Raw genomic sequence first — 22,932 nt, 5'->3', positions numbered from 1 at the left:
TCGCCTCCATAAAAAAAGCAGTCTGCGTATGCACAACTGCTCTGTTATGACACTTGTTCAGACGCCTTCGTCTCCACAAATTGTAAAAATTATACTACATATTTTTTTTAATTTCAACCTCATTCCCGTAAAAATATTCATATTCTTTTTCTTATCTGCATACATTATACATGACAAAGTATTTTGAGGTATGATCCCATGCCAGAAAACGACCGTATAAATACGTCTTTGCCGGACAATTCTGCAAAAGGCAGTCTGAAAGTCAGCCTTACTTCCTCTCTCACTGCCGCCCCGGTTGCAAATGCTAAAGTATCCATCTCTTACACCGGTATACCAGACAGTACTCTGGAAGAACTGATGACTGATTCTTCCGGTCAAACAGAATCTCTTACATTAGATGCACCGCCCCTGGAATACAGTCTTGATCCCGCCTTTGACGAACAGCCTTACTCTGAATACACACTCCGCATAGAAGCCGAAGGATATGCACCAATCAGTGTTGCCGGTGCAGAAGTTCTTGCATCGACGCTCTCTCTGCAAAATCTTGCGCTTGCACCCCTTGGCGCTGAAAACAATGATTCCGTCTATGTTATTCCTGCTCATACTCTATATGGAGAGTATCCGGCAAAAATTCCGGAAGAAGAAATAAAACCTGTTCAGGAATCCGGGGAAATTGTTTTAAGCCGGGTTGTTGTTCCTGAATATATCGTTGTCCATGATGGAAGTCCGAGAGATTCCACCGCTAAAAACTACTATGTAAAATATAAAGATTACATCAAAAATGTTGCTTCCAGTGAAATCTATGCGACCTGGCCTGCCGCCACGATCCGTGCAAATGTGCTTGCCATCATGTCTTTTACCCTGAACCGTGTCTACACAGAGTGGTACCGCAATCAGGGCTATGACTTTACGATTACTTCCTCTACGGCTTTCGATCACAAATGGATTCCGAACCGGAATATTTTCGATTCCATCTCTGTCGTAGTCGATGAGCTGTTTGCCGACTACCTCTCCAGACCAAATGTCAAACAGCCGATCCTCACGCAATACTGTGATGGGCGTCAGGTACAGTGCCCGAATTGGATGACACAGTGGGGATCTAAATCACTTGGAGATCAGGGTTACACACCAATCGAAATTCTCCGCTATTATTATGGAGATGACATGTATATCAATACTGCTGAAGCAATTTCCGGTGTTCCGGCATCATGGCCGGGGTACGATCTTAGTGTTGGTTCTTCCGGTGACAAAGTACGTCAGATGCAGGAACAACTCAATGTGATTGCCGGTGCCTATCCTGCGCTTCCGAAAGTAGATGCCGATGGAATTTACGGCACAGCTACGGAAAACTCAGTTCGGAAATTCCAGTCCATTTTTAATTTACCCCAAACCGGAGTTGTAGATTATAAAACATGGTATAAAATTTCTGAAATCTATGTCGGAGTCTCCAGAATTGCTGAATTAACATAATTATATTTTCAAAAAGCTGTCCGGGAGCAATATCATTTTCACTTCATGATATTGTTCCGGACAGCTTTCTTTTATCATCCGGGATAATAAGCACTACCTTCCGTCTGTGACGTTCTGCTAATACCGTATAATCCTAGAAGAATATTCTCTTTACATCATTAAACAATACAAACACCATCAAAAGCATCAAAAGCACGAATCCCAGTCCATGCACATAGCCTTCTTTCTCCGGTGGAATCCTCTTTCTCCGGATTGCTTCTACAAAGAGAAACACCAGTCTTCCTCCGTCCAGTGCCGGAAGTGGCAGCAAATTCATAACTCCCAGGTTTGCCGATAATAAAATTCCGATATAGAGAAACTGTTCAATTACAACAATCGCTCCATAGCTCTTCGTCTGTTGGTATGCATCTGCTACAACATTTACAATTCCGACCGGTCCGGATAACTGATCCATTCCTATCTTTCTCATAACTAACATTTTCAGGCTGTCTACCGTCGAACAGATCCAATATTTCACTTCATAAACACCATACTGGAGACTCTCTGCAAAAGAAGCTTTTGTATTACCGGCCCCAGTGATTCCATAACGATAATATCCCAGCTTCTTATCCATCTTCGGAGTCAGCTTTACAGTATAGGTTTTCCCATTTCGCTCATAGGTAACTTTGGCAGCCTCTCCCTGATGAAACTGATTGTAAGAAGTAACTTCACGAAAAATGTGAATCTTTTTATCTCCGATTTTTACAATCTTATCTCCTGCCCGAATGCCTGCCGCAGCAGCTGGATACCCCTGTTCCACAGAAGCCGCTACCGGAGCGTCATATCCTACCATCATAATCAATACTATTGATGCGATAAATGCAAGAATAAAATTAAAAACCGGTCCTGCTGCAATAACAGAAATTCTCGCCCACACAGATTTATTATTAAAGTTTCCCGGTGCATCTGACGCTTCGTCATCTTCTCCCATCATGCACAAGCCGCCAATTGGAAAAAGTTTCAGACAATATCTTGTTCCCTTATACTCTTTTGAAACAAGATTCGGTCCCATTCCGATTGCAAACTCTTCCACATCAATTCCATTTTTTTTTGCCAGTGTGAAATGTCCCAGTTCATGAAAAATTACAATAAAACTGAAGACCAGTATTGCAAATATAATACCTACTATATTACTCAATCTAATTATTACCTCCTGCTTTCGATTCGTTCATACGTCTCTGCTTCGGTCTGGAGAATCTGTTCCAGTGACGGATTCGCTATATTCTTATGTGCATTCATACAGTCTTCGATGATTTCCATAATTTCCAGATATTTGACTTCACGTTTCAGGAACTTGCTTACCGCCAGCTCATTTGCCGCATTGAGCACGGTCGGAAGACTTCCGCCTTCTCTTCCTGCCTTATATGCGAGTTTTAGACCATAAAACGTCTCCATATCCGGCTTTTCAAAATCCAGTTTTCCCATTTCCCAGAAATCCAGTCTGTCACCCGGCAGATATCTACGCTCTGGATAATAAAGCGCATACTGAATCGGCAGTTTCATATCCGGTGTCCCAAGCTGCGCCATTACGGCTCCGTCTTCATATTCAACCATGGAATGGATGACACTCTGTGGCTGTACAACAACCTGGATCTGATCCACATTTACATCAAACAGCCATTTCGCCTCAATCACTTCCAGTCCTTTGTTTACCATTGTAGAAGAATCAATGGTAATTTTCTGTCCCATCGACCAATTTGGATGTTTCAATGCATCTTCCACACGGATATTCAGAAGATCTTCTTCTTTTTTTCCGCGGAATGGACCGCCGGATGCCGTCAGAAGTATCTTGTGGATCGGATTGCCTTTATTTCCCTGAAGAGACTGGAAAATAGCACTGTGTTCACTGTCTACCGGTAAAATACGGACATTATATTCCTTTGCCATCGGCATGATCAGATGTCCGGCTGTTACCATCGTCTCTTTGTTGGCAAGCGCAATGTCTTTTCCTGCCTGTATCGCTGCGATCGTCGGACGCAGTCCGATCATTCCTACAATTGCCGTCACAAGAATCTCTGCCTTTTCAAGCGTTGCGATCTCAATAAGCCCCTCCATTCCTGTTACAACTCTTGTATCTGTATCTGCAATTTTTACTTTTAACTCTTCTGCTTTGCCTTCGCTCCATACAGCAACACACACCGGATGAAACTCCCGGATCTGTTGTTCCAGCAGTTCGATATTCTTACCGGCTGCAAGCCCAAGCACTTCAATATCTTTATTTTCTCTGACTACTTCGAGTGTCTGTGTTCCAATCGATCCGGTGGAACCAAGAATTGCTATTTTCTTCATAAAATCCCTCTCTTTAATCCTATAACCACTGTTTTATTTTACAGATTGCCGGCGAGAAATGTTGTCAGGAAATAAATGACCGGTGCTGTAAAAAGAACACTGTCAAAACGATCCAGAATACCGCCGTGTCCCGGAATCAGCGTACCATAATCTTTAATATCATGATTTCTCTTAATGGCAGAAGCTGCCAGATCTCCAATCTGGGAAATCGCTCCTCCGGCTCCGCAGATGATTGCATAATGCAACACATTTGCCTGTGCTCCGGCAAAATGATTCATTGCAGCTGCAAATATCGCGCCAAGCAACGCTGCACCTACAATTCCTCCGATTCCACCTTCTACCGACTTCTTCGGGCTTAACTTCGGCGCCATCTTATGTTTACCGATCAGCATGCCGACGCAATACGCACAGGTATCACATCCCCAGGAACTCAGGAAAATGAGCCATACTACAATGCCACCATCCTCTAACATTCTTGTCTGATATACATAAGACATCATCATTGCCACATAAAATACTCCAAAAAATACTGTTGCAACCTGATCTGCTACAAATGCAGGATACGAAAATACATAAACTGCCATCAATACGATCATAAATCCCATGATCAGTAGCGGCAAACGATTTAACTGATTCGTATACAGAAGTGCATAATAAGCTACTGCTACCAGATAACCGGCAAATGCAATTGGTTTCTTCTGCACACCCACTACCTTATACAATTCTGTCATACCGATCAGACTGATTACGCCAAGTACGCCAAAGAGTACTTCTCCTCCGCATCCAACTGTAGCGATCAGGATGATCACCAGAACAATTCCACTTAAAAGTCTTGTTTTAAACATCTTTTTTCTGTTCCTCCTTCACGCCTCCGTAGCGGCGGTCTCTTCTATTATATTGCTCAATCGCCTTTTCCAGTTCTGCTTTTGAAAAATCCGGCCACGGAACATCTGTAAAATAAAATTCCGTATATGCAAGCTGCCAGAGCAGATAATTGGATAATCTGAGTTCCCCACTTGTACGGATCAGAAGATCCGGATCCGGGATTCCATGTGTATCCAGATAGCCTGAAATAACTTCTTCTGAAATCTCTCCCGGCTTTAATTTACCTTCTGCACAGTCTGCGGAAATTCTGCGGACTGCACGCATAATCTCATCTCTGCTTCCGTAATTCAATGCAATCTGGAAATTCAGTCCACCGTTATCCTTTGTAGCTTCTTCCAGTTCCTCTATACGATTTCGGATGTCATCATCCAGTCTGGTCTTATCACCGATTACACGGACTTTCATATCATTTTTCGCTGCTGTTTTCAGGCAGGTCTTCATATAACTGCGCAACAGCTTCATCAACGCGTTCACTTCATCTGCCGGACGGTTCCAGTTCTCTGTCGAAAACGCATATACAGTCAGATATTTGATCCCCATTTTCCATGCTTCTTCACAGATTTTCTCAACATTCTTGCTTCCCTGTACATGCCCATAATTACGTGGCATTCCTTTTGCTTTCGCCCAACGTCCGTTTCCATCCAAAATAATCGCAATATGCTGCGGTACATTCATCTGGTTTCTCCTCCCACGAATGGGGGACAGTTACCAAAATCTCTTTGGCTTCTGTCCCCTCATTTATTAAACCGTCATTACTTCTTTTGATTTTGCTTCAACTGCTTTGTCAACTTCTTTGACATATTTGTCTGTCAGTTTCTGAAGATCATCTTCCATATCCTTAATCTCATCTTCAGATACATCAGAACCTTTCAGTTTCTTGAATGCATCATTTCCGTCACGACGAATATTACGGATTGCAACCTTTGCTGCCTCTCCTTTTTTCTTAACATCCTTTACCAGTTCTTTTCTTCGTTCCTCGGTCAGTTCCGGGAATACCAGACGGATACATGTTCCATCGTTTGTCGGATTGATTCCAAGATCAGAAGTCATGATCGCTTTTTCGATTACTTTTACCATCGACTTCTCCCATGGCTGGATCTGGATCATACGCGGCTCCGGTACAGATACGTTTGCAACCTGCTGGATTGGTGTCGGTGTTCCATAATAATCTACCATGATTTTATTCAAAACATTTGGATTGGCACGTCCTGCACGGATTGCTCCGAGCTCTCCATCCAGATTACCCATTGTCTTGGTCATCTTCTCTTCATATGCTTTTAATTTCTCGTTCATAAATATTTCCTCCTATTATTATACAGTTACTTTTGTACCTGTAAATGTTCCTGTCATCGTCTCAACGATACTGTTCTCCTCATTCAGTCCGAATACTAGCATCGGCATCTTATTTTCCAGGCACATGATAGATGCTGTCAGGTCAACTGCCATCAGCTTCTTATCGATGATCTCCTGAATCGAAATCTCATCATACTTCTTCGCATCCGGATTCACCTTCGGATCGCTGTCATAAATTCCATCAATTGCTTTTGCCAGAAGCATTGCATCTGCCTCGATCTCGATCGCACGGAGAACAGCTCCTGTATCTGTTGAGAAATACGGATGTCCTGTACCGCCTGCAAAGAATACAACCTTTCCTTCATTGAGTGCTTCTACTGCTGCATCTTTGGAAAATAGTGATGTAAATGCACCACATACAAATGGTGTGAAAATCTCTGTCTCCATTCCGACATAACGGAAAATATCAGATACATAAATACAGTTCATAACCGTTGCAAGCATACCGATCTGGTCAGCTTTCACACGGTCAATCGTCTCACTGGTTCTTCCTCTCCAGAAATTACCGCCTCCGGTTACGATTGCAACCTGGATGCCATCGTCTACCAGTTTCTTAACCTGCTTTGCAACGCCTACACATGTAGCTTCATCAAATCCGGTTTTTTTATCTCCTGCGAGTGCTTCCCCGCTGAGTTTTAATAATACTCTTTTCATCGGTTTTCAAACTCCTTATCTTTTCTCTTTTTATGTTTTCACATACTTGTTGTAATTATAACATAGGAATTTCAAAAAAGGAATAACTATCGCATTTCTTCTGCTTTTTGTACAACAAAAAGCTTATTTCCTTCTTTTGCTATATAATCCAGATTCCATCCGGTGCTTGCCTTTTCACCTGCTGCTCTGTACAACAACGCTGCATCGTAGCTGTATGCAACCTGATGCAACTTATAAAAAAGACGATTTGGTGCAGTCGCTGCATCCTGCATAAATCCGAACGCTGCATCATAGTCCTTATTTGCCATTGCCCTCCGGAAATTATTGCATGCACACAAATGTGCAAAAAGAGCCTGTCCTTTTTTATTTTTAGAAAGTTTTCTGCGACATGCCTGTTCCAGCTCCGGAACTTGCTGTCCCATGTCTCTCTGAAAATAGATCATGGATAATAACAGATAATAATTCAGTGCGAATTCTCTTTTTAATTTTTCTGGATTAATCGCCATCAGCGTATCATATGCTGCATCTATATTTCCCTGATAGTACCTTGCGACTGCAAGATTACAATTCACACGATCTTTGAAAAATGGCTGCTTTATACGCATTGCACATGCCTCATATAAAAACGGATCACATTCCTCAAATAAAATCTTCTCTATTTCCAGTTTCCCAAATGCTTCCAACAGACATGCCAGAACAGCAATTGCGGCATATGCTGCAAAAACAGCCACATATATCAGGAAAGTTCCAAATATTCCAAATGACCAGGAACATATATCCAGATCCAGTTTGAAAATCACCATGTAAATCAGAAACAAAATATCTATTGCAATGGCTCCATACGAAGCCCACATCTTCTTATGATATTTGTGTAACCTTTTCTGAATCTCGTTTTCTAATTCTATGTCCATCTTAAGTCCTCCATTCTTGTCTTTCTTCTTACTATTATAGAAGATATACCGGAAAATGCACTTAATTTTTTCTGAATATTTTGTGAAATCTGCTTTTTATATTCTTTATTTCCAATGGAAGTGAAACATGAATGAAATTATTCCATAAAATAAAACAACACACAGGGAGCAGTTCGTCCTGATAAACGATACTGCTCCCTGTTCTTTTCCACACAAGCACGAAAAACTCTTCGTAGCCACTTAAAGTCGATTCATAAACCCAATTTTTTTCATGGAATATCCATATTTTTTTAACAAATCGTCATAATAGCTAAATGCATTTTTTACACTTTCGGATGTCTTTGGCCATGCCCACTCTCCCGGCACTCCTTTGTCAGGATCTTCTTCTTCTCTAATAATTTCATAATACGTTAAGTCCAGACCTTTTTTGTTTTCATCACAGTTTTTCTCAACCTTGCCCTGTATGCGGGTAATAATGTCACTGTAACCGTCTTCATATACATATTTTAATTGTCCGGCCTTATCTTTTGAAACATCCAGTTTTATATCCACTCTCGTTAATTCATCCGGTTCTTCCAGATCCTCCTTAAACACAAATTGCATCTGCCATTTTTTCGGATACGCACTTATTATAACTGTACGATAATTTTCTACGTCATACTGTTTTATTTTCATTGATATGCGTCTGACATCCGATGAACCTTTTGCTCCTTTTTGTCTCACAAGCATATATAAATTTCTTCCATAATATTGCTGTTTGGAAACAACTTCCACCTTACACTTTAACTTTTTGCCCTTTACTTTTGCATAAATTGTACATTTTCCCGGCTTAACTGCTTTTACTGTACCTTTTTTACTGACTTTTGCAATTTTTTTATTACTGCTCGACCATTTTACTTTTGCCTTTGTATGATTCACTTTCAACTTTTTGCTCTGCGCCACGTACAACATAACACTTTTTTTATTGAGCTTTGGTTTCGCTGCCGCCTCTACTCTACATCCCTGTACTCCGGAAAATATAAAAATTGCTACCATTGCAACCGCCAAAAAGTTTTTTCTTATACATCTCCATATTTTTTTATCCATACGCTTTCCTTTCCAGTTATCCCTAACTTAAAGAACACATTTTTTAAAACTTCCTTTGCTTCCGGAAGCAATGTCAGAAGCATTACAAGCACGCTCGCAAAATATCTTCGTTTTCTTTCATATTTATCTCCTCCTTTTCCTTGAATTTGTACATAAGATCTCTAATTCTAGTTTCAGTTTAACAGAAGAAAAAATGTATAACATCCCTCAAAAGAGTATGTTTTTATATTTTTTCCCTTTCTAAAATCCCCGTATCACAATTCCGCTTTCTCTTGCCATTACCGCAAGCTGTGTCCGCGTTGTAAAACCAGTTTTCTGTAGCAGTGTTTTTACATATTTTTTTACTGTATGTATTGAGATATGTAATCTTTTTGCAATTTCATCATCCGTATCTCCGCTGGTCAGTTCCCGCAGTACTTCCAGCTCTCTTGCCGTAAATTCTTCGCTTGTTGCAAGTCCGATCTGCAATACAGGCAGTTTATCCGGATAAACAGATTCTCCTCTCATCGTCCGATCCATGACATCCAGCAAATGTTCTGCCGAAGGATCTTTATACCAGAAACTTTCTACTCCACTTTTTCTTGCACGCTCCACGAAATCACACTCCGGCTGACTTGTCACAATAATAATTTTCTTCTTTGGATAAATCTTTTTAATTTTTGCTGCCGCTTCCAATCCACTCGAGCGTAGCGCTGTACAGACATCCATTAAAATCAGATCCACCGTGCTCGTCATACAGTAAAATTCTGCAAGAGATGCACTCTCAATTGCCGCTGTAACTATATATCTGTCACTTTCCTGCAAAATAATCTCAAACAATTTTCTTGCCATTGGATCGTCTTCCACAATCAATACATGTATCATTCTCTCTTCCTTCCCCTGCTTTTGGCAGCCGTATTTTCAAGGAAAATACATTTTCAGCTGTAATTTTCATAGACCCGCCTGCCAGTTCTGTTTTCTGACGAAGCGTTGACAACCCTCCGCCCTCTGTAATTTTTTTCTGTGGAATCACTCCATCATTTGAACAAATAAAATATATTTCTCCCTTTTCGGTTCCTGTCTCAATCCACAAATTGTCCGCCTTTCCATGGCGAACAGCATTTGTCAAAGCTTCCGCCCCCGCTGCCAGAAACAATTCCTGAATACTTCTGTCATCTGGGATTTTTCCTGTTACTTTAAGTTTTATTCCTGCGGATGCTGCTGCATTTTTCAAATAATACAAGGCATCCTCTTGCTCTTCCTTTGTCTCTTGCTGTAAAAGCGAAATGATATGATGCCATTTTTTTAATAATTCATCCGTTTTATCTTTTACAGTTTTGCTTGAAAGAAAATATCTGGTTTCCATAAGTATTTGTCCGAACGTATCATGAATCCGGACTTTTGTATCAAGTCTTTGACGCGCACGCGTAAGTTCTTCTACCCTCTGTGCATACACTTTCAGTCTTTTGTTGATACTTTTCAGTTCTTCATTTTCTTCTTCCTGCCTCTTCAGTAATTGATATAGCATCGTTCTTTCTGAAGCTGTCACCTGTATCATTTTCTTTTTTCTCACATAGATTTCTTCCCGGTCAAATTGCCAGACTGTTTGATCCGCCATTTGAAAAATCATTGGACTCTTCCTGGACAGGCGCTTACATCCTGGCACCAAACTTCCTTCTTCTAAAAACTCCCAGAAATCTTCACCGTTTACAATTGCTTTTCCACGCAATTTATGTCCCAATTGATTCATTCTCTTATTTATAAGCTGAATCTGACCATTTGTATCATAAAAGCATAGTCCCATTGGTAACGTATCTGCAGCTTCACGTATTGTATTATTCGTTATTTCCGTTTTGCTTCTGCAAATTTGCCGGTAATAAACCTTTCCTGCCACTACACTTGCCATAGCAATATAGAGAAATATGTATATTTTCGGAATTCCAAGTACCACATTTTCTATCGCTGAAGTGGTGCTTTTATCTGCCAGCTTCTGTACCCCTGCCGCAAATATAATTAACAATCCCAGATTCAGTAAACTGCTGACTAAAAGACCTGTTCTGACTTCTCGTCTGCTCTTTTCTTTCAAAAATGCATTTGCCTGTAAAAAGAAACAAAGAAACAATAAACTACATATCATTGCGCTCATTTTTTCCTATCTCCTTTCCGGCATACAGTTGTACCTGACATTCCTCATTCTGTATTCTTTTCCTGATTTGTATATTCCCTGCCACTGCAATATCTCTTACATGAGACAGGCATCTGGTATTTCCCGCTATATTCAATTTTAATACCGCCTGCCTATTTGCCGACTGTAAATGTAACAGCACTGCATCCACATCACCAAGGATCTGTTCCATCAGCTTTTCATATGTTTCATATAATGCGATCAAATCTTGTTTTTTCAAAACTCCTTCACATTTTCCGGATAAAGATACTGCTATTTTGCATACTTTCAGATTTTCCACCGACTCCCTCAAGCAATACTCCAATTCTTTTGCCGGCAAAAAATCAGATTCTTCACAAAGTAATATTAAATTACTCATCCGTTTCACATAGGCGGCAAGTACACAGATTTTTTTCAGATTTTCCCATTTCTGTTTCTCATTTTTACTGTTTTCGAGCCAGTATTTAATCTGATCGATCTGACCTTTTGTATACTCTGTAATTTTATTACAAAACTGCATCTGCTCATCCAGTTTGCTTTGTTTTTTCTTTAAATCCACTTCCGCCTGCAAAAGACTGCGGCTGGATTCCAGTTGTTCCGCATTTGCTTCTAATTGTTTTAATACACATCTGATATCTGTTACATCTTCACACCATACAACCGCTCCTCCTCTGACCGGTGCAAGAAGCAATTGTTCTTCCCCAAGATCAATCGGTCTATTTTTTGCCTCTTCCAGTACATTTTCTGATATTTGTTTTGCATTTCCAGATGCAAAACAAACTTCCTTATTCTGATTCAGAATCTGTGCTCCGATTGTAGTTGCTTCAAACAGTTCTTCATATCCTGTATTTGACGGGATCAGACCGCTTTTTATACATCCTTCACAGATAGCAAGGATCACAAGAATCATCATCACCGTCAGATCTCCTGCATAAGTCCGAAGAAACGAAATTCCGGAAAGGTACAATCCTACATATAGAATCCCCACGCCCAACGGAATCATTGGCAACCAGATTCGTTTTTTTCTTCCGGGCACATGACTTTTTATAAACAACAATACAAAAAAGATCAAAACTTCCATACTGAGCCACGCAAGAATCATTTTGTATCCCCATCCGTAATAATAATTTCCATCACTGGAAGGCACCCCATTTTCAAAGCGAAACACACACTGATGGATATGATTCGTCAAAACAAGAAGACAGAGCACAACTGCCGGGAAAACAAGACTATACAAATACTTTGGTAACCTGTAATGCTCTGGCTGTCCAAGGCAGACTGCCAGATATAGTGCAAATAATGGTATAAATAACATCGGTATATAAAATCCATACCAGCACAGACTTTTCAGGAAATCCATATTTCCCAGGAAAAGATACTTTATTGTACGTATAAACAACCAGAAAATAAGAAGGTAACCGATCATCAACAAATATTTCCGAACTGCACTGTACAAGATCCTTTTTTTCACAGATGAAATCCAGTACAGAACCAGTTCCATGTAAATTGCAGAACGTAATACATCCAATCCCATAAAGACATCCCCTGGGAGTAAAATATTCCGTGGGAGCAGGCGAAAGACATATCCGCACAAAATTGCCAAAAAAAATATCACATATGAAAATTCTGCTCTTGTGCTTTTTTCCATCTGTCTCTCCTCCATACAATTTTTCTACATATTTTTATTATAACATGATTCCTGGATACCGTATATGAAAGAAACTTCTTTTCTGGAATGACATATCAGGAACAATCATACAACAAGAGCTATGACACCTGCGGTTTTATCGCCTGCGTCAAAGCTCTTGTCATCCTTTTATAATATAGATATTTTTGCTACCGGAAACCTTTTATCTCACACTTTTTCTCTTCCGAATTACACAGACGCCAGCAAGTCCTGCTGCCCCTGCCATAATTCCGATCAACAGTCCTGTCTGCGCCGGATCACCGGTCTTCGGCAGGATTGTAACTGTTTTTACCGGCTTCTGTGGCTGGTTTGGTTTCTGCGGGTTAGTCGGTTTCTGTGGATTTTGTGGTTCCTGCGGCTTCGTGTACACATTTGTAAATAACACTTCGTCCGGCGTTGTCTCGACCTTCGCCTGATAAGCGCCCTGCTCATTATCCGTCACCGTTATTTTGTACGTGTATACAGAAGTGTCATAGGTAATACCTTTCGCCTGCTCATGCTTCTCATTTACTGTATAAATATACGTGCCCACACGGTTAAATGTTAATTTATCAAATGTCACTCTTCCGGACGCATCATTTTTCACCGTCTGCATAACCGCGCCATTTACGTCTTTTAATTCAAACGTAAATTCTCCTTCTGCGAGCAATCTGCCTTTCAGCACTTTCACAGCGCCCGGAACCACTTCTACCGGCACTGCCTGATACTGATTGGAAAACGTCGGAATATTCACAGCATCTCCAGCATATGCATACGATGTCTCTGCTTTCAGATATCCTCCGGCATCCGTAACCTCCACTGTCACCCCATAAACAGTCTCATCATACGTAACGCCACCGGAAGTTCCTTTTGTTTCTCTCATTGTATAGCGGTAAATTCCTGCTTTTTCATAAGTCATTGCAGGGAATATGACATTTCCGTCTGCCTGGTTCCTGGTTTTTGCAACAACTGTTCCATCTTCATTTAATAGCTCAAACAAAAATTCTCCACTCTTCATATCCCGTCCATGCAACGTTTTTTTAGCGTGAATGATATTCTTTCCTTCCAGTGTTACCGGATTCGGCGCGTACTGGTTGTGGAATTCTGGATACTTTCCTTTCTGTCCGTCCGTATAGACTTCTGCCTGTAATATGCCGTCCTGATCTGTAACGACAACTTTCACAGTTGCAACATGGGAATCGTACGTGTACCCTTCCTTATCCCCCTGAACTTCAGATACCTGATAAATGTACGTTCCCGGATGTGTATAGGTAAGCTCTCCAAAATGAAAACTTCCACCCTGGCTATTTGTAACGGTTTCGTCTACATTTTCTGCCACTGCTTTTCCTGTATCATTTTGCAACTCTTCCTGCACTTCTTCCGGAATATCTTCGCTGATTGATTTCAGCCTGAACTGAAACGTTCCTTCTTCCAGTGTCCTGCCTGTCAGTTCTTTCATTCCCTGTAAAGTAACAAGTACTTTGTCCGGGTTGTATTTGTTCGTAAATAAAATGCTATCCGCTTTTTTCTGTCCTTTTTCATAAGTTACCGTTGCTTCCAATTTGCCGTTCAGATTGTCTTTTACCGTCACGATTACCGTTACCGGAACTCCGTCATAGCTGATTCCGTTTGCATTTTCCTGCTTTTCACGGATTGTATACACATATGTTCCACTTTCTGTGTACCGCATAGTATTTTCAAAACGGAACTGTCCGTCTGCATCATTTTTCACTGTGCGTGCAGCCTCTGACAATGCTTTCACCGGATCTGACTCTGGATTATTTTCAGCAGTTTCCAGTACAAATGTAAATTCTCCGCCTTTCATTGTAAACATATTATTTTCACTTGACTGTACCTGCTTTGTGCCGCGTATACCGGTTTTAAAATCAGCCGGAACAACCGGATCTGCTTTGTAGCGGTTCATAATCTTCAATGGATTTCCGTCCGGATAAATAACTTCTGCCTTTAATGCTCCTTTTCCATCATCCGTTACTTTTACTGTCACTTCGTATTTAACTTTATCATAACGGATACCCGGAATCGGATGCTCCGTGTCCTCCACTTCTTGAATCGTATATTTATAAATCCCTGCCTTCACATAAGACATCTGGAAATGGAACTTTCCGTCTACATCGTTTGTTACAACCGTTTCACCCGGAAGTGGCGCATCATTTTCTGCCTTGATCCGGAAATGGAACGTATCATCTGCTCTTAAGTCTCTGCCCTCCAGCACTTTCTTTCCATGAACAGATGTTTGCACCGGTTTTACTTCGTACCGGTTCGTAAATGTCATCACACGGTCTCCTGTAATCGACACGCCGTTTCCTTCTGTCTGATATCCGGAAGGAAGTGCTTTTGCAGTCAGTGTCCCATCCAGATTATCAGTCACGACCACTGTCACTTTTACATTTCCGTCTGCATAAGTAACACCCGGAAGACTTCCTGTTCTTTCTTTTATAACCAGTTTATAAACTCCCGGCTCTTTAAATACGATATCACCAAAATGCGCTTCCACACCATTTTTTACAGTAATCGCTTCCGGAAGCTTTACATCTTTTGCTGCATCTGGATTGTCTTTATCCCATCCGATTGCAAATGTAAACGCATCATCCGACATCCAGTCCCGTCCGATAAGTTCCTTTTTCACTTTCAGATTTGCTGCGCCCTGAAGTGTCACCGCATCGGTCTCATAGTCATTCTGAATCCTTGCAATCTGATCTGCAACTGCAAGATTTAATTCCGCGCCTTTATCATCCTTTTTCTGCCACATCGTTAATTCCGCATGCAGATTCCCCTTTCCGTCATCTGTCACTTTCACAACAACTTCATAGAGTGCCTGCGAATATTTCACACCACCGGCACGATTATTTTCTGCCGGTATCTGTTCCCGGATCTGATACTTAAATGTACCCGGTCTTGTAAATTTAATTGTTCCGAACCCAATGTTCTGTGCATTTGTTACATTTTTTGTCATGCACCGGACACCGTCTTTTTCTGTCACCTGCGCTCCTTCCGGGAACGGCGCATTTTTCTGGTCACTGCTCAGCACAATATCAAAAGACAGTCCCTGAAATGCTTCCCAGTTCGGGAACTGCTTCTGTACGCAGAAAATTCCGTTTGCAAGTTCTGCCGGATCTGCCCTGTAAACATTATGAAATACTGCTTCCATCGTTTTTCCTGCATTAATTTTTCCATTTTCTCCTGATTTTTCATCCAGCGTATATCCTCCCGGCAGATTCACTTCCTCGATGCTGTATGCCGCATTTGCTTCCAATCCGTAAATGCAGAGAGATTCTCCGTCTTTTAAGACAATGTCTGCTTTTCCATTTGCAAATGTAAGTGATATCAGATTGCCAGACTTCTGTCCATTCTGATATTTCTGCACCTGGAATGTCTGATTCGTTGCAGATGGAATCTGGATTTTAAAATGGAATTCCGTTTCACCGGCTTTTTCCGGTCCTGTAAATCCTTCTGCCACTTCCGCACATTTGCTGATCAGAAGCGCTCCCGGACACACAACCTGTAACTTTCCGTTATTACCGAGTTCTTCTTTTATCTCAGAGGCATCTCCACTTGTCCTCTTTGAACTCCAGACATTTTTTGCGGTTTCTGTCACATTTTCCTGCTTTGTTTCAGTCTCATTCTTCGCCTGCCGGTAATACGGATTTTCAGATGCCGGTGTAAATATGCACGTTGTGTCTCCGTTATCTTCTCCTTTCGTATAAACATTGCTGTAAAATGATACAATTCCATCCTTCTGGTTTTCAGCCAGATAAGACTGCATATTCTCATCCGGAACTGCCATTTTCTCTTCCACACCATCTTTCAGGCTTACACCATAACAGATGGAGATTGGTGATGCTTCTTCCACTGTCACGTTCTCTTTTCCGTTCACTTCGTTCACCTTGAAATTCAAAAGTGGCAGCAGCGATGCCGGAATCTTCACTGTGACAAGATCTCCCGTTTTTAAATCATTTGATTTTTCTACCTGAATGATCAGGTCATCAAGACTGGCATTTTCATATAAAGCATTCGCCGAAACCGTGCCGGAGAAATGATAGACATCCTTATTTCCGCTGGTTGTCTTCTCTTTCAGATCAAATGTTTTTCCTGCACAGACAATATTTGCAAAGCGATCCACTTTCATATAATCCCCAAGCCGATCTGTAAATATAACATAACCGTCTTTACTGCCGTCTGCCTCTCCTAACTCTGTTGGTACACCACTTGTTGACTGGCTGATATCCTGCGCGATTTCATCGAAAATCTTATTCAGTTCCGCCACATTGGATGCCGCCTTGTAATACTGGCTGTCTTTTGCTCTGTTGCCGAGGTTCTGATAACTCTGTGCATCCGGATAGTTACTGGAAACGCCGTGCATATATGCATTAAATGAATTTCGCGTATCTGACGGATCTGCCGAATCGAATACACCAATCGTGTAGATCCTTGTTCCATCCTTTTTCAGATCTTTCGCATAAGAAATCGCCCGATTTGCAACGTATCCGTCAAATCCGCTAAAATGATTCGGTTCTCCGTCCGTAAACAGGATGACGATCTTCTGCGATTTTTTCCGTTCTATCTGATCTATGATCTTTTTTGTATATTCCATTCCATAATCCGCTGCCGTACATCCGCTGGCATTCAGTGCATTTACATCCGCTTTCAATACAGATGCATCATCCGTCAGATTGCTGAGAATCTGCGTATGATTATACTTATAACCATTGGAAGTATATGTGGTATTTCCAATTTTATCGGATTTATTTCCTGCATATTTTACAATTGCAATCTTATGTTTTTTTGATGCATCCGTGATATTTTTATTGACTGCATCTGTTTTATCAATGAAATCATTTACCGCTGTTTTCAGCGCAGAAAGTTTAGAAGTGCTTCCATTCAGATTATCGCTCATAGATCCGGATACATCCAGTGTCAGCACGATATCTAACGGCTTATCCGAAACTGTTTTCCTGTTGGACATAGAAGAAAGTGCAGATAATGCAACGAGGAAATCAGATCCGTCATTTGATACCGTGATCTTCTTTCCTCCGTTTTCTATTTCCAGATTTTCTGTTGTAACTGTTTTGTCTGACCAGATCTTACCGGTATTTTCTATCAAATAGTTCCCGTCTCCATCCGTCAGTGCTTTTTTCCAATTGGTAATACTGGACGCATCTGCCATCGTACCCTCGCTTTGAGATGTCACTCCTGAAAGTGTACCCTCTGATGTCTGTTCTTCCGCCTGTACTGCCATACCAGAAGATAACATTCCCCAGACCAGTGCCATCATCAGCATGATCGTCAGAACTCTTCTGATCGTATTCTTACATCTGCTTCTTCCAAAAAACTGCCTTTTCATTGCTCCACTCCTTTCCAGCTTATTCTTTCTCTGGTGTGGATCATGAAATCTGCTAAAGCAGAGCTTCATTTATCGTGGCAGTCTTTCAAGCTGCTTTTTGTAAAGTACTGTAATTATATACGATTCTTATTATTGTGTCTATATCTCATTCTATTTAATTATATTTTTATTTTAGTCAGATTATTCCATTTTTTGTCAATATTTACACTATCGTCAGCTCTTTTGTCGATTCCTAAGATTTGACGGTATTCCTTTTTATAAAAATAGCTGTCACCACCAAATAAACCGCTCCCAATATCAGAATGCTCGCTGCCATAACAGCAATCATCTCCTGCGTAGAAACAACTTCGCCTCCGAACATCGGACGGCAGTCTAGACTTTTTGCAATCTCTGTGACACTCTGTTTTGGAAATCCATCCTCTTTCATCTGTGCAAACACGCCTCTTAACATATGATTTTTCAGCAGAGATGTTCCATACGTACCCGGAAGGTAAGATAAAAATTTCTGTAATCCGTCTCCGAAATTGGACACCGGCATATACGCACCACAGATAAAACCATATCCTGCGCTGACAATTGTTCCGACTGCTGACATCTGCCCCTGTGTCTTTAACGGATAACAGATAATGCTAGATAACACTGCTCCAAACAATACCAGAAGAAGTACATCCAGAACCATCCACGCAAGATCTGTTGCTGATAAGTACCAACCCATTTTCCTTATATAAAAAAGACACAGAACCAATGCCAGTACATTTACCATTAGGGAATTGAACACAGTTGCGCAGAAATATCCCAGATAGAGAACCGGTCTTTTTACCGGTGACACATCAAAATCTTTTCTTGCGCCACTTGCTTTATCCTGCACCATCGTAAGATTCACGCAAAACGTAACTGTTACACAGCTGACAGCAAGAAGCGCCGCACCAAGCTGGGACGCCACCGCACCATCGATCAGTTTTTCAGATACATGCAGGATCTTCGGCAGGTAAGACGTAAATGAGTCTTTATATACTTTTGCAAGGAACGTAGCATAAAGCACAATCAATATAACTGGTGTAATGAGCGAAGAAAATAACATTCCTCTGTCCCGGAAAAATAATTTTCGGTTACGGTTTATCAATGCCTGTAATGTTTTCATACTTCATCCCCTCCCAGTCTCTTTCCGGTAACTTCCAGAAATACATCATCCATACCGCCTTTTATCACTTCATAATCCTGGAACAGTTCCGGATGTGCCACGATCAGCTCTGTCGCCTCTTTTGTAGACCGCACCATGATCTGATAACCGTCCCGGATTATTCTATACTGTTTTCCAAGAAGCTGCACCTGTTCTTCTGTTACTCCATAAAGTGCTACCACATCATCCGCATACTGATTTTTCAGATCATGCGGTGTTCCTTCCGAAACAATACTTCCACTGTCCAGAATCACTACATAATCCGCACTTGCAGCTTCTTCCATATAATGTGTTGTCAGGAACACGGTCATCTTTTCTTTTTTCCGCAGGTTTTCTATAACATTCCATAATGTCTTACGCGTCTGCGGATCCAGTCCGGTTGTCGGTTCATCAAGGATGAGTATTTCCGGGCGGTGCAAAAGTGCTCTCGCAATATCTATTCTTCGTCTCTGTCCGCCGGAAAGCTTACCAACTGCACGGTCTGTATAATCTGCAAATCCTAACAGTTTCTCTAACTCCTGCAATCTGTTTTCAAAAGCTTTACCTGTAATTCCATATAGTGCTGCCCGGCTTTTCAAATTCTCCCGGACAGTCAGCGGTTTATCTAACACACTGTCCTGAAATACCACTCCCAGCAGATACCTTGTGTCCTGCCCGGCATGCGTCTGGTCTGCCCCGTTAATTCTTACTTCTCCGGCATCCTTAGATAGCTGCCCGCACAAGATGGAAATCGTTGTACTTTTTCCTGCTCCGTTTACACCAAGAAATGCAAACAATTCTCCCCTTTTCACCCGGAAGCTTAAATCCCGGACTGCTTTAACTTTACCAAATGCTTTATGTAAATGGCTGACTTCGATTACATTCTCTTTCATAGTTTTCCTTTCTTCACAATGCTGTTTATAATACGAAAACGGCAGGATAGACGATCTTCCTGTTCTTCTCCCGAATGAAATATATTTTGTCAAAAATTGCACACCCCTGATTTAATACATGCTCTTTAACAAATGCGTTCCCGTTGAAGTACGGAAAATATTTTTGCACGTATTTTCAATTACTTCCTCAGAATATCCGCTTTCATCGGCATTCACCAGAAAATCCGCCTCCAGCAGGATCTGATGATCCGCGCTCTTTACATCTGTATATGTATGATGATGCTCAACCAGCCATCTGATTCGTTCTACCTTCTGCTTCTCAACCGGCAATTCAGCAAAAAATGCGTCTACCAGTGGCGCGCTTTCTTTCTCCTGCATTTTGCCATTTGCATTACCGTATTTTTCTCGGCACAACGGACATGCAATATCATGTACAACAGCCGTTAATTCCAGAATCTTCTGTGTATCCTCATCCAGTCCTTCCTTTTCTCCGATCGTCTTTGCGAACGACCAGACTTTAAGAAAGTGATTGATATCGTGTCTGTTTCCCTTATAAAAATCAATCATTTTTTCAATTGCAGTCGCAACCAGCATTATATTATTTCCTCCCAGCGTATATTTTTACTTGTATGATGTTAGGGTCAAAAGATTCCATACCGTTTTAGGCTTTTGCCCCTGGCATCTTTATATGCTATTATAATATTATCTTCTGCTGTATTGCAAATACGATTTATCACCCTTCTTTTCTCGCCACAACATACGCAACTCCTGCCGGCGCCTCCATCTGACACCCTAGATTGTACTTATTATATTCCGCTGTCTTTTCTAATTCTCTTCACTCTTCCACATCATCGTAAATCCACTTTTCCCATACCCTTGTCTTTTTAATTCCGGAGTAATACAAATCGGTCCCATAGTCATAAACCGGATCATTTCGAAGCTGATGCAATACATAATGTTCATGTTACTTTTTTCAAATTGAAGACTGAACCACAAATATCAGAAAACCGAGGACTGTTCCCCGGTTTTTTTTGCTTAACTATTTATAGTCCTCTTGCAAACTTAACTGCATTTTTTATATCTTCTTCATCTGGATGCCCTTTGGCAATACCACCCACCAGTTTAAATGGACCAAATGTGTCATAACCCTTGCACCCGAATTTTCCTATCACTTTAGAATGCTTCTTGTCTAAAATCTGCTCTATGGATTTATAATTCGCATTCCCACCATAAGTACAGATCAGAAATATCTTTTTGTCATCCGGTAGATTCTTCTCTGCAAATCCCAATATCGACTGATGAAACTTTGAAAAATAGATTCCTGATGCAAACCCAATTATATCATAACTGCTCAGATCTGCATCTGGCTGTTTCACAGCATCAATCAAATCCACCTGACATTCTTCTGCTATCCTCTTTACTAATTTTTCTGTATTTCCGTGATGCACAGATGCGTATACTATCGCTGTTCTCATTTTTCTTCCTTTCTGCCTGTTCCATCAATTAGGTCATAGCTCATATCCAAAAAGTCTAATGTCTTTGCTTCACTGACTGAACCATCCAGTAAAATCGTAATCCAGTGCTGTTTATTCATATGGTATCCTGGTAAAAAACCGTAAGTCTGAATAATCATACTGGTCATTTCCGGATCGCACTTTACGTCCATGATGTCAACCAGATCATTTCCCTCTAATCCCAACTTAGATTTCTCAACTGTCATGAGTACAGCATACCATTTTCCATTTTTATGACGAAGTACAGCACTGTCTGGCGATTTACTCCATAAATATTCCGGAACTGTGCCGTACTGTTTCTGCACATATTCAAAAATTTCTTCTTTCTTCACAATCTATTCAACTCCAGATTCTTCTGATATCCTGCCCATAATCATACCACATTTTCGTATCCCGTACTACCTGCCAAATTCTTTTGCATTTCTCTTATTCTTCTGACTTTAGCTAAATAACTTGTCAGTCGTATAGATTCATAGCTTTAGGTGCATATATAATTGTAAAAAAGTATTGACTCCGACGTTACGTAATAGTTTATGCTTAGAACACAAAGTTAGATAGGAGAAAATATTAATGATGACAGTGCATGAAGTGAGCAAGCTTACCGGAGTGAGTATACGCACTCTACAATATTATGATTGTCAAGATTTTCTTTTTGCTTATATTATCTCTTTTTATAAATCAACAGCTCCGGATTTTTACCATCCTTCTCATATGTACATACGAGAATAAAATCCATACCTGCCAGAATACCGAAGCACCTGTCTCCTCCAAATTCAGACTCCAGTTGATTCCCCAGATAGGTTTTCTGATCATTAAGGAATTTCACTTTTTGACCATTAGGCAGAGTATATTCCAGATTCACATATTTCCCCACAAGTGCATTTAGTTTGTCTACCCTTGGAAGTCCGTCTATATGCAGATCATTAATTTCATTTATCAATTGCTTTTTAAACTCTTCAAACTGCCCATTGTCACTAAGCTCATCATATCTTTTCCAGTAATCTAACTTTGGAAGCATTTCTTTCAGATAAGAACGTGCTTGTTCTTCGGTAAAGTTTTCATTTACCATATTCTTTACACACACATCAATCAATTCATCCATATCATTATATGTGTATGTTCCATCTGCATAGCACCATTTACAATACTCCTCATTTAATGCGCCATCCTTATCACGTCCCAATATGGAATCATCATCAATAGGCATGCCGCAGCACTGACAGATCAGCTTTCTGGGTTCTCCCAAAAGCGTATTGATCGAGACATCAAATTCTTTCGATAAGAGCTTAAGGGTATCAGTATTCGGAACGGTATCTCCATTTTCCCAGCGTGATACCGCCTGCCTTGTTACCATAATTTTATCCGCCAGCTCGTATTGTGACATTCCTCTTTCTGTACGAAGTTTCAAAATAATATTTTTTGTTTCCATAGTCATCACCTCCATAAGCATATCATATAGCCATGAGCAAAACTCCACACATTCAGTATTTATGCGGGTTTGCGAGGCA

General features: G+C 40.8%; 20 protein-coding genes. 2 read left to right on the top strand and 18 right to left on the bottom strand.

What is annotated here, in order from left to right:
- Nucleotides 1-198 precede the first annotated feature (198 nt).
- Nucleotides 199-1,470, top strand: coding sequence for a peptidoglycan-binding protein (locus DW125_RS03220; RefSeq protein ID WP_021861076.1), 1,272 nt, complete (start codon nucleotides 199-201; stop codon nucleotides 1,468-1,470).
- A 133-nt stretch (nucleotides 1,471-1,603) separates the two neighbouring features.
- Here DW125_RS03220 and rseP read toward each other — a convergent pair whose 3' ends face one another.
- The 17 genes from rseP to DW125_RS03135 form a co-directional block, all read right to left on the bottom strand.
- Nucleotides 1,604-2,638: an RIP metalloprotease RseP gene (gene rseP, locus DW125_RS03215; RefSeq protein WP_117537398.1), complete on the bottom strand. Its 1,035-nt coding sequence runs from the start codon at nucleotides 2,636-2,638 to the stop codon at nucleotides 1,604-1,606.
- A 17-nt stretch (nucleotides 2,639-2,655) separates the two neighbouring features.
- On the bottom strand, nucleotides 2,656-3,798 hold the full coding sequence (gene dxr, locus DW125_RS03210; protein ID WP_021861078.1) for a 1-deoxy-D-xylulose-5-phosphate reductoisomerase: 1,143 nt from the start codon (nucleotides 3,796-3,798) through the stop codon (nucleotides 2,656-2,658).
- Nucleotides 3,799-3,836: 38 nt separating this feature from the next.
- Complete coding sequence (locus DW125_RS03205; RefSeq protein WP_021861079.1) at nucleotides 3,837-4,643, bottom strand: phosphatidate cytidylyltransferase; 807 nt, start codon at nucleotides 4,641-4,643, stop codon at nucleotides 3,837-3,839.
- Nucleotides 4,636-5,358 carry an isoprenyl transferase gene (locus DW125_RS03200; RefSeq protein WP_117537134.1) on the bottom strand — a complete coding sequence of 241 codons (723 nt, stop codon included), beginning with the start codon at nucleotides 5,356-5,358 and terminating at the stop codon, nucleotides 4,636-4,638. Before DW125_RS03200 ends, DW125_RS03205 begins: the two co-directional genes overlap by 8 nt.
- A 66-nt stretch (nucleotides 5,359-5,424) precedes the next feature.
- Nucleotides 5,425-5,976 carry a ribosome recycling factor gene (frr, locus tag DW125_RS03195; protein WP_021861080.1) on the bottom strand — a complete coding sequence of 184 codons (552 nt, stop codon included), beginning with the start codon at nucleotides 5,974-5,976 and terminating at the stop codon, nucleotides 5,425-5,427.
- Between the two features lie 18 nt (nucleotides 5,977-5,994).
- Nucleotides 5,995-6,690, bottom strand: a complete 696-nt coding sequence (gene pyrH, locus DW125_RS03190; RefSeq protein WP_021861081.1) for a UMP kinase — start codon at nucleotides 6,688-6,690, stop codon at nucleotides 5,995-5,997.
- Between the two features lie 86 nt (nucleotides 6,691-6,776).
- The gene (locus DW125_RS03185; protein ID WP_021861082.1) at nucleotides 6,777-7,601 is read right to left on the bottom strand and encodes a hypothetical protein; all 825 of its coding nucleotides are present in this window, start codon (nucleotides 7,599-7,601) and stop codon (nucleotides 6,777-6,779) included.
- 240 nt (nucleotides 7,602-7,841) lie between these two features.
- Nucleotides 7,842-8,687, bottom strand: a complete 846-nt coding sequence (locus tag DW125_RS03180) for an Ig-like domain-containing protein (RefSeq protein ID WP_021861083.1) — start codon at nucleotides 8,685-8,687, stop codon at nucleotides 7,842-7,844.
- A gap of 240 nt (nucleotides 8,688-8,927) precedes the next feature.
- Nucleotides 8,928-9,551: a response regulator transcription factor gene (locus tag DW125_RS03175; RefSeq protein WP_021861084.1), complete on the bottom strand. Its 624-nt coding sequence runs from the start codon at nucleotides 9,549-9,551 to the stop codon at nucleotides 8,928-8,930.
- Nucleotides 9,499-10,812: a sensor histidine kinase gene (locus DW125_RS03170; protein ID WP_117537133.1), complete on the bottom strand. Its 1,314-nt coding sequence runs from the start codon at nucleotides 10,810-10,812 to the stop codon at nucleotides 9,499-9,501. Before DW125_RS03170 ends, DW125_RS03175 begins: the two co-directional genes overlap by 53 nt.
- The gene (locus tag DW125_RS03165; RefSeq protein WP_147323690.1) at nucleotides 10,793-12,364 is read right to left on the bottom strand and encodes a hypothetical protein; all 1,572 of its coding nucleotides are present in this window, start codon (nucleotides 12,362-12,364) and stop codon (nucleotides 10,793-10,795) included. The genes DW125_RS03170 and DW125_RS03165 overlap by 20 nt, the downstream gene beginning before the upstream one ends.
- Before the next feature lie 316 nt (nucleotides 12,365-12,680).
- Nucleotides 12,681-17,858, bottom strand: coding sequence for a Spy0128 family protein (locus DW125_RS03160; protein ID WP_158549883.1), 5,178 nt, complete (start codon nucleotides 17,856-17,858; stop codon nucleotides 12,681-12,683).
- A gap of 232 nt (nucleotides 17,859-18,090) precedes the next feature.
- Entirely contained in the window at nucleotides 18,091-18,999 is a 909-nt protein-coding gene (locus tag DW125_RS03155; RefSeq protein ID WP_117537130.1) for an ABC transporter permease, read from the bottom strand.
- On the bottom strand, nucleotides 18,996-19,910 hold the full coding sequence (locus tag DW125_RS03150) for an ABC transporter ATP-binding protein (RefSeq protein ID WP_117537129.1): 915 nt from the start codon (nucleotides 19,908-19,910) through the stop codon (nucleotides 18,996-18,998). Before DW125_RS03150 ends, DW125_RS03155 begins: the two co-directional genes overlap by 4 nt.
- A 111-nt stretch (nucleotides 19,911-20,021) precedes the next feature.
- Nucleotides 20,022-20,504, bottom strand: coding sequence for an HD domain-containing protein (locus DW125_RS03145; RefSeq protein ID WP_117537128.1), 483 nt, complete (start codon nucleotides 20,502-20,504; stop codon nucleotides 20,022-20,024).
- 449 nt (nucleotides 20,505-20,953) lie between these two features.
- Nucleotides 20,954-21,385 carry a flavodoxin family protein gene (locus DW125_RS03140; protein WP_117537127.1) on the bottom strand — a complete coding sequence of 144 codons (432 nt, stop codon included), beginning with the start codon at nucleotides 21,383-21,385 and terminating at the stop codon, nucleotides 20,954-20,956.
- Entirely contained in the window at nucleotides 21,382-21,756 is a 375-nt protein-coding gene (locus tag DW125_RS03135) for an MmcQ/YjbR family DNA-binding protein (protein WP_117537126.1), read from the bottom strand. The genes DW125_RS03140 and DW125_RS03135 overlap by 4 nt, the downstream gene beginning before the upstream one ends.
- A gap of 238 nt (nucleotides 21,757-21,994) precedes the next feature.
- On the opposite strand from DW125_RS03135, the gene DW125_RS14380 reads away from it, so the two are divergent.
- Entirely contained in the window at nucleotides 21,995-22,153 is a 159-nt protein-coding gene (locus DW125_RS14380) for a MerR family transcriptional regulator (protein ID WP_330411783.1), read from the top strand.
- On the opposite strand, the gene DW125_RS03125 is transcribed toward DW125_RS14380, so the two are convergent.
- On the bottom strand, nucleotides 22,086-22,853 hold the full coding sequence (locus DW125_RS03125; protein ID WP_117537125.1) for a zinc ribbon domain-containing protein: 768 nt from the start codon (nucleotides 22,851-22,853) through the stop codon (nucleotides 22,086-22,088). The two genes, DW125_RS14380 and DW125_RS03125, sit on opposite strands and share 68 nt — an antisense overlap.
- Nucleotides 22,854-22,932: the final 79 nt, after the last annotated feature.

The sequence above is a fragment of the Dorea sp. AM10-31 genome (assembly GCF_003435815.1).
In the GTDB taxonomy this organism is placed as follows: Bacteria; Bacillota; Clostridia; order Lachnospirales; family Lachnospiraceae; genus Dorea_D; species Dorea_D hominis.
Note: the sequence above shows the minus strand (reverse complement) of the source record. Positions and strands in the feature narration are given on the sequence as shown.

Excerpts from the sequence above, each read along its gene's own strand:
- DW125_RS03140 (WP_117537127.1), bottom strand. The coding sequence starts at position 21,385 with ATGAGAACAGCGATAGTATACGCATCTGTGCATCACGGAAATACAGAA.
- DW125_RS03200 (WP_117537134.1), bottom strand. The coding sequence starts at position 5,358 with ATGAATGTACCGCAGCATATTGCGATTATTTTGGATGGAAACGGACGT.
- DW125_RS03185 (WP_021861082.1), bottom strand. The coding sequence starts at position 7,601 with ATGGACATAGAATTAGAAAACGAGATTCAGAAAAGGTTACACAAATAT.
- DW125_RS03150 (WP_117537129.1), bottom strand. The coding sequence starts at position 19,910 with ATGAAAGAGAATGTAATCGAAGTCAGCCATTTACATAAAGCATTTGGT.
- DW125_RS03170 (WP_117537133.1), bottom strand. The coding sequence starts at position 10,812 with ATGAGCGCAATGATATGTAGTTTATTGTTTCTTTGTTTCTTTTTACAG.
- DW125_RS03165 (WP_147323690.1), bottom strand. The coding sequence starts at position 12,364 with ATGGGATTGGATGTATTACGTTCTGCAATTTACATGGAACTGGTTCTG.
- DW125_RS03125 (WP_117537125.1), bottom strand. The coding sequence starts at position 22,853 with ATGGAAACAAAAAATATTATTTTGAAACTTCGTACAGAAAGAGGAATG.
- dxr (WP_021861078.1), bottom strand. The coding sequence starts at position 3,798 with ATGAAGAAAATAGCAATTCTTGGTTCCACCGGATCGATTGGAACACAG.
- DW125_RS03180 (WP_021861083.1), bottom strand. The coding sequence starts at position 8,687 with ATGGATAAAAAAATATGGAGATGTATAAGAAAAAACTTTTTGGCGGTT.
- DW125_RS03205 (WP_021861079.1), bottom strand. The coding sequence starts at position 4,643 with ATGTTTAAAACAAGACTTTTAAGTGGAATTGTTCTGGTGATCATCCTG.
- pyrH (WP_021861081.1), bottom strand. The coding sequence starts at position 6,690 with ATGAAAAGAGTATTATTAAAACTCAGCGGGGAAGCACTCGCAGGAGAT.
- DW125_RS03220 (WP_021861076.1), top strand. The coding sequence starts at position 199 with ATGCCAGAAAACGACCGTATAAATACGTCTTTGCCGGACAATTCTGCA.
- DW125_RS03160 (WP_158549883.1), bottom strand. The coding sequence starts at position 17,858 with ATGAAAAGGCAGTTTTTTGGAAGAAGCAGATGTAAGAATACGATCAGA.
- DW125_RS03145 (WP_117537128.1), bottom strand. The coding sequence starts at position 20,504 with ATGCTGGTTGCGACTGCAATTGAAAAAATGATTGATTTTTATAAGGGA.
- DW125_RS14380 (WP_330411783.1), top strand. The coding sequence starts at position 21,995 with ATGATGACAGTGCATGAAGTGAGCAAGCTTACCGGAGTGAGTATACGC.
- DW125_RS03175 (WP_021861084.1), bottom strand. The coding sequence starts at position 9,551 with ATGATACATGTATTGATTGTGGAAGACGATCCAATGGCAAGAAAATTG.
- frr (WP_021861080.1), bottom strand. The coding sequence starts at position 5,976 with ATGAACGAGAAATTAAAAGCATATGAAGAGAAGATGACCAAGACAATG.
- DW125_RS03155 (WP_117537130.1), bottom strand. The coding sequence starts at position 18,999 with ATGAAAACATTACAGGCATTGATAAACCGTAACCGAAAATTATTTTTC.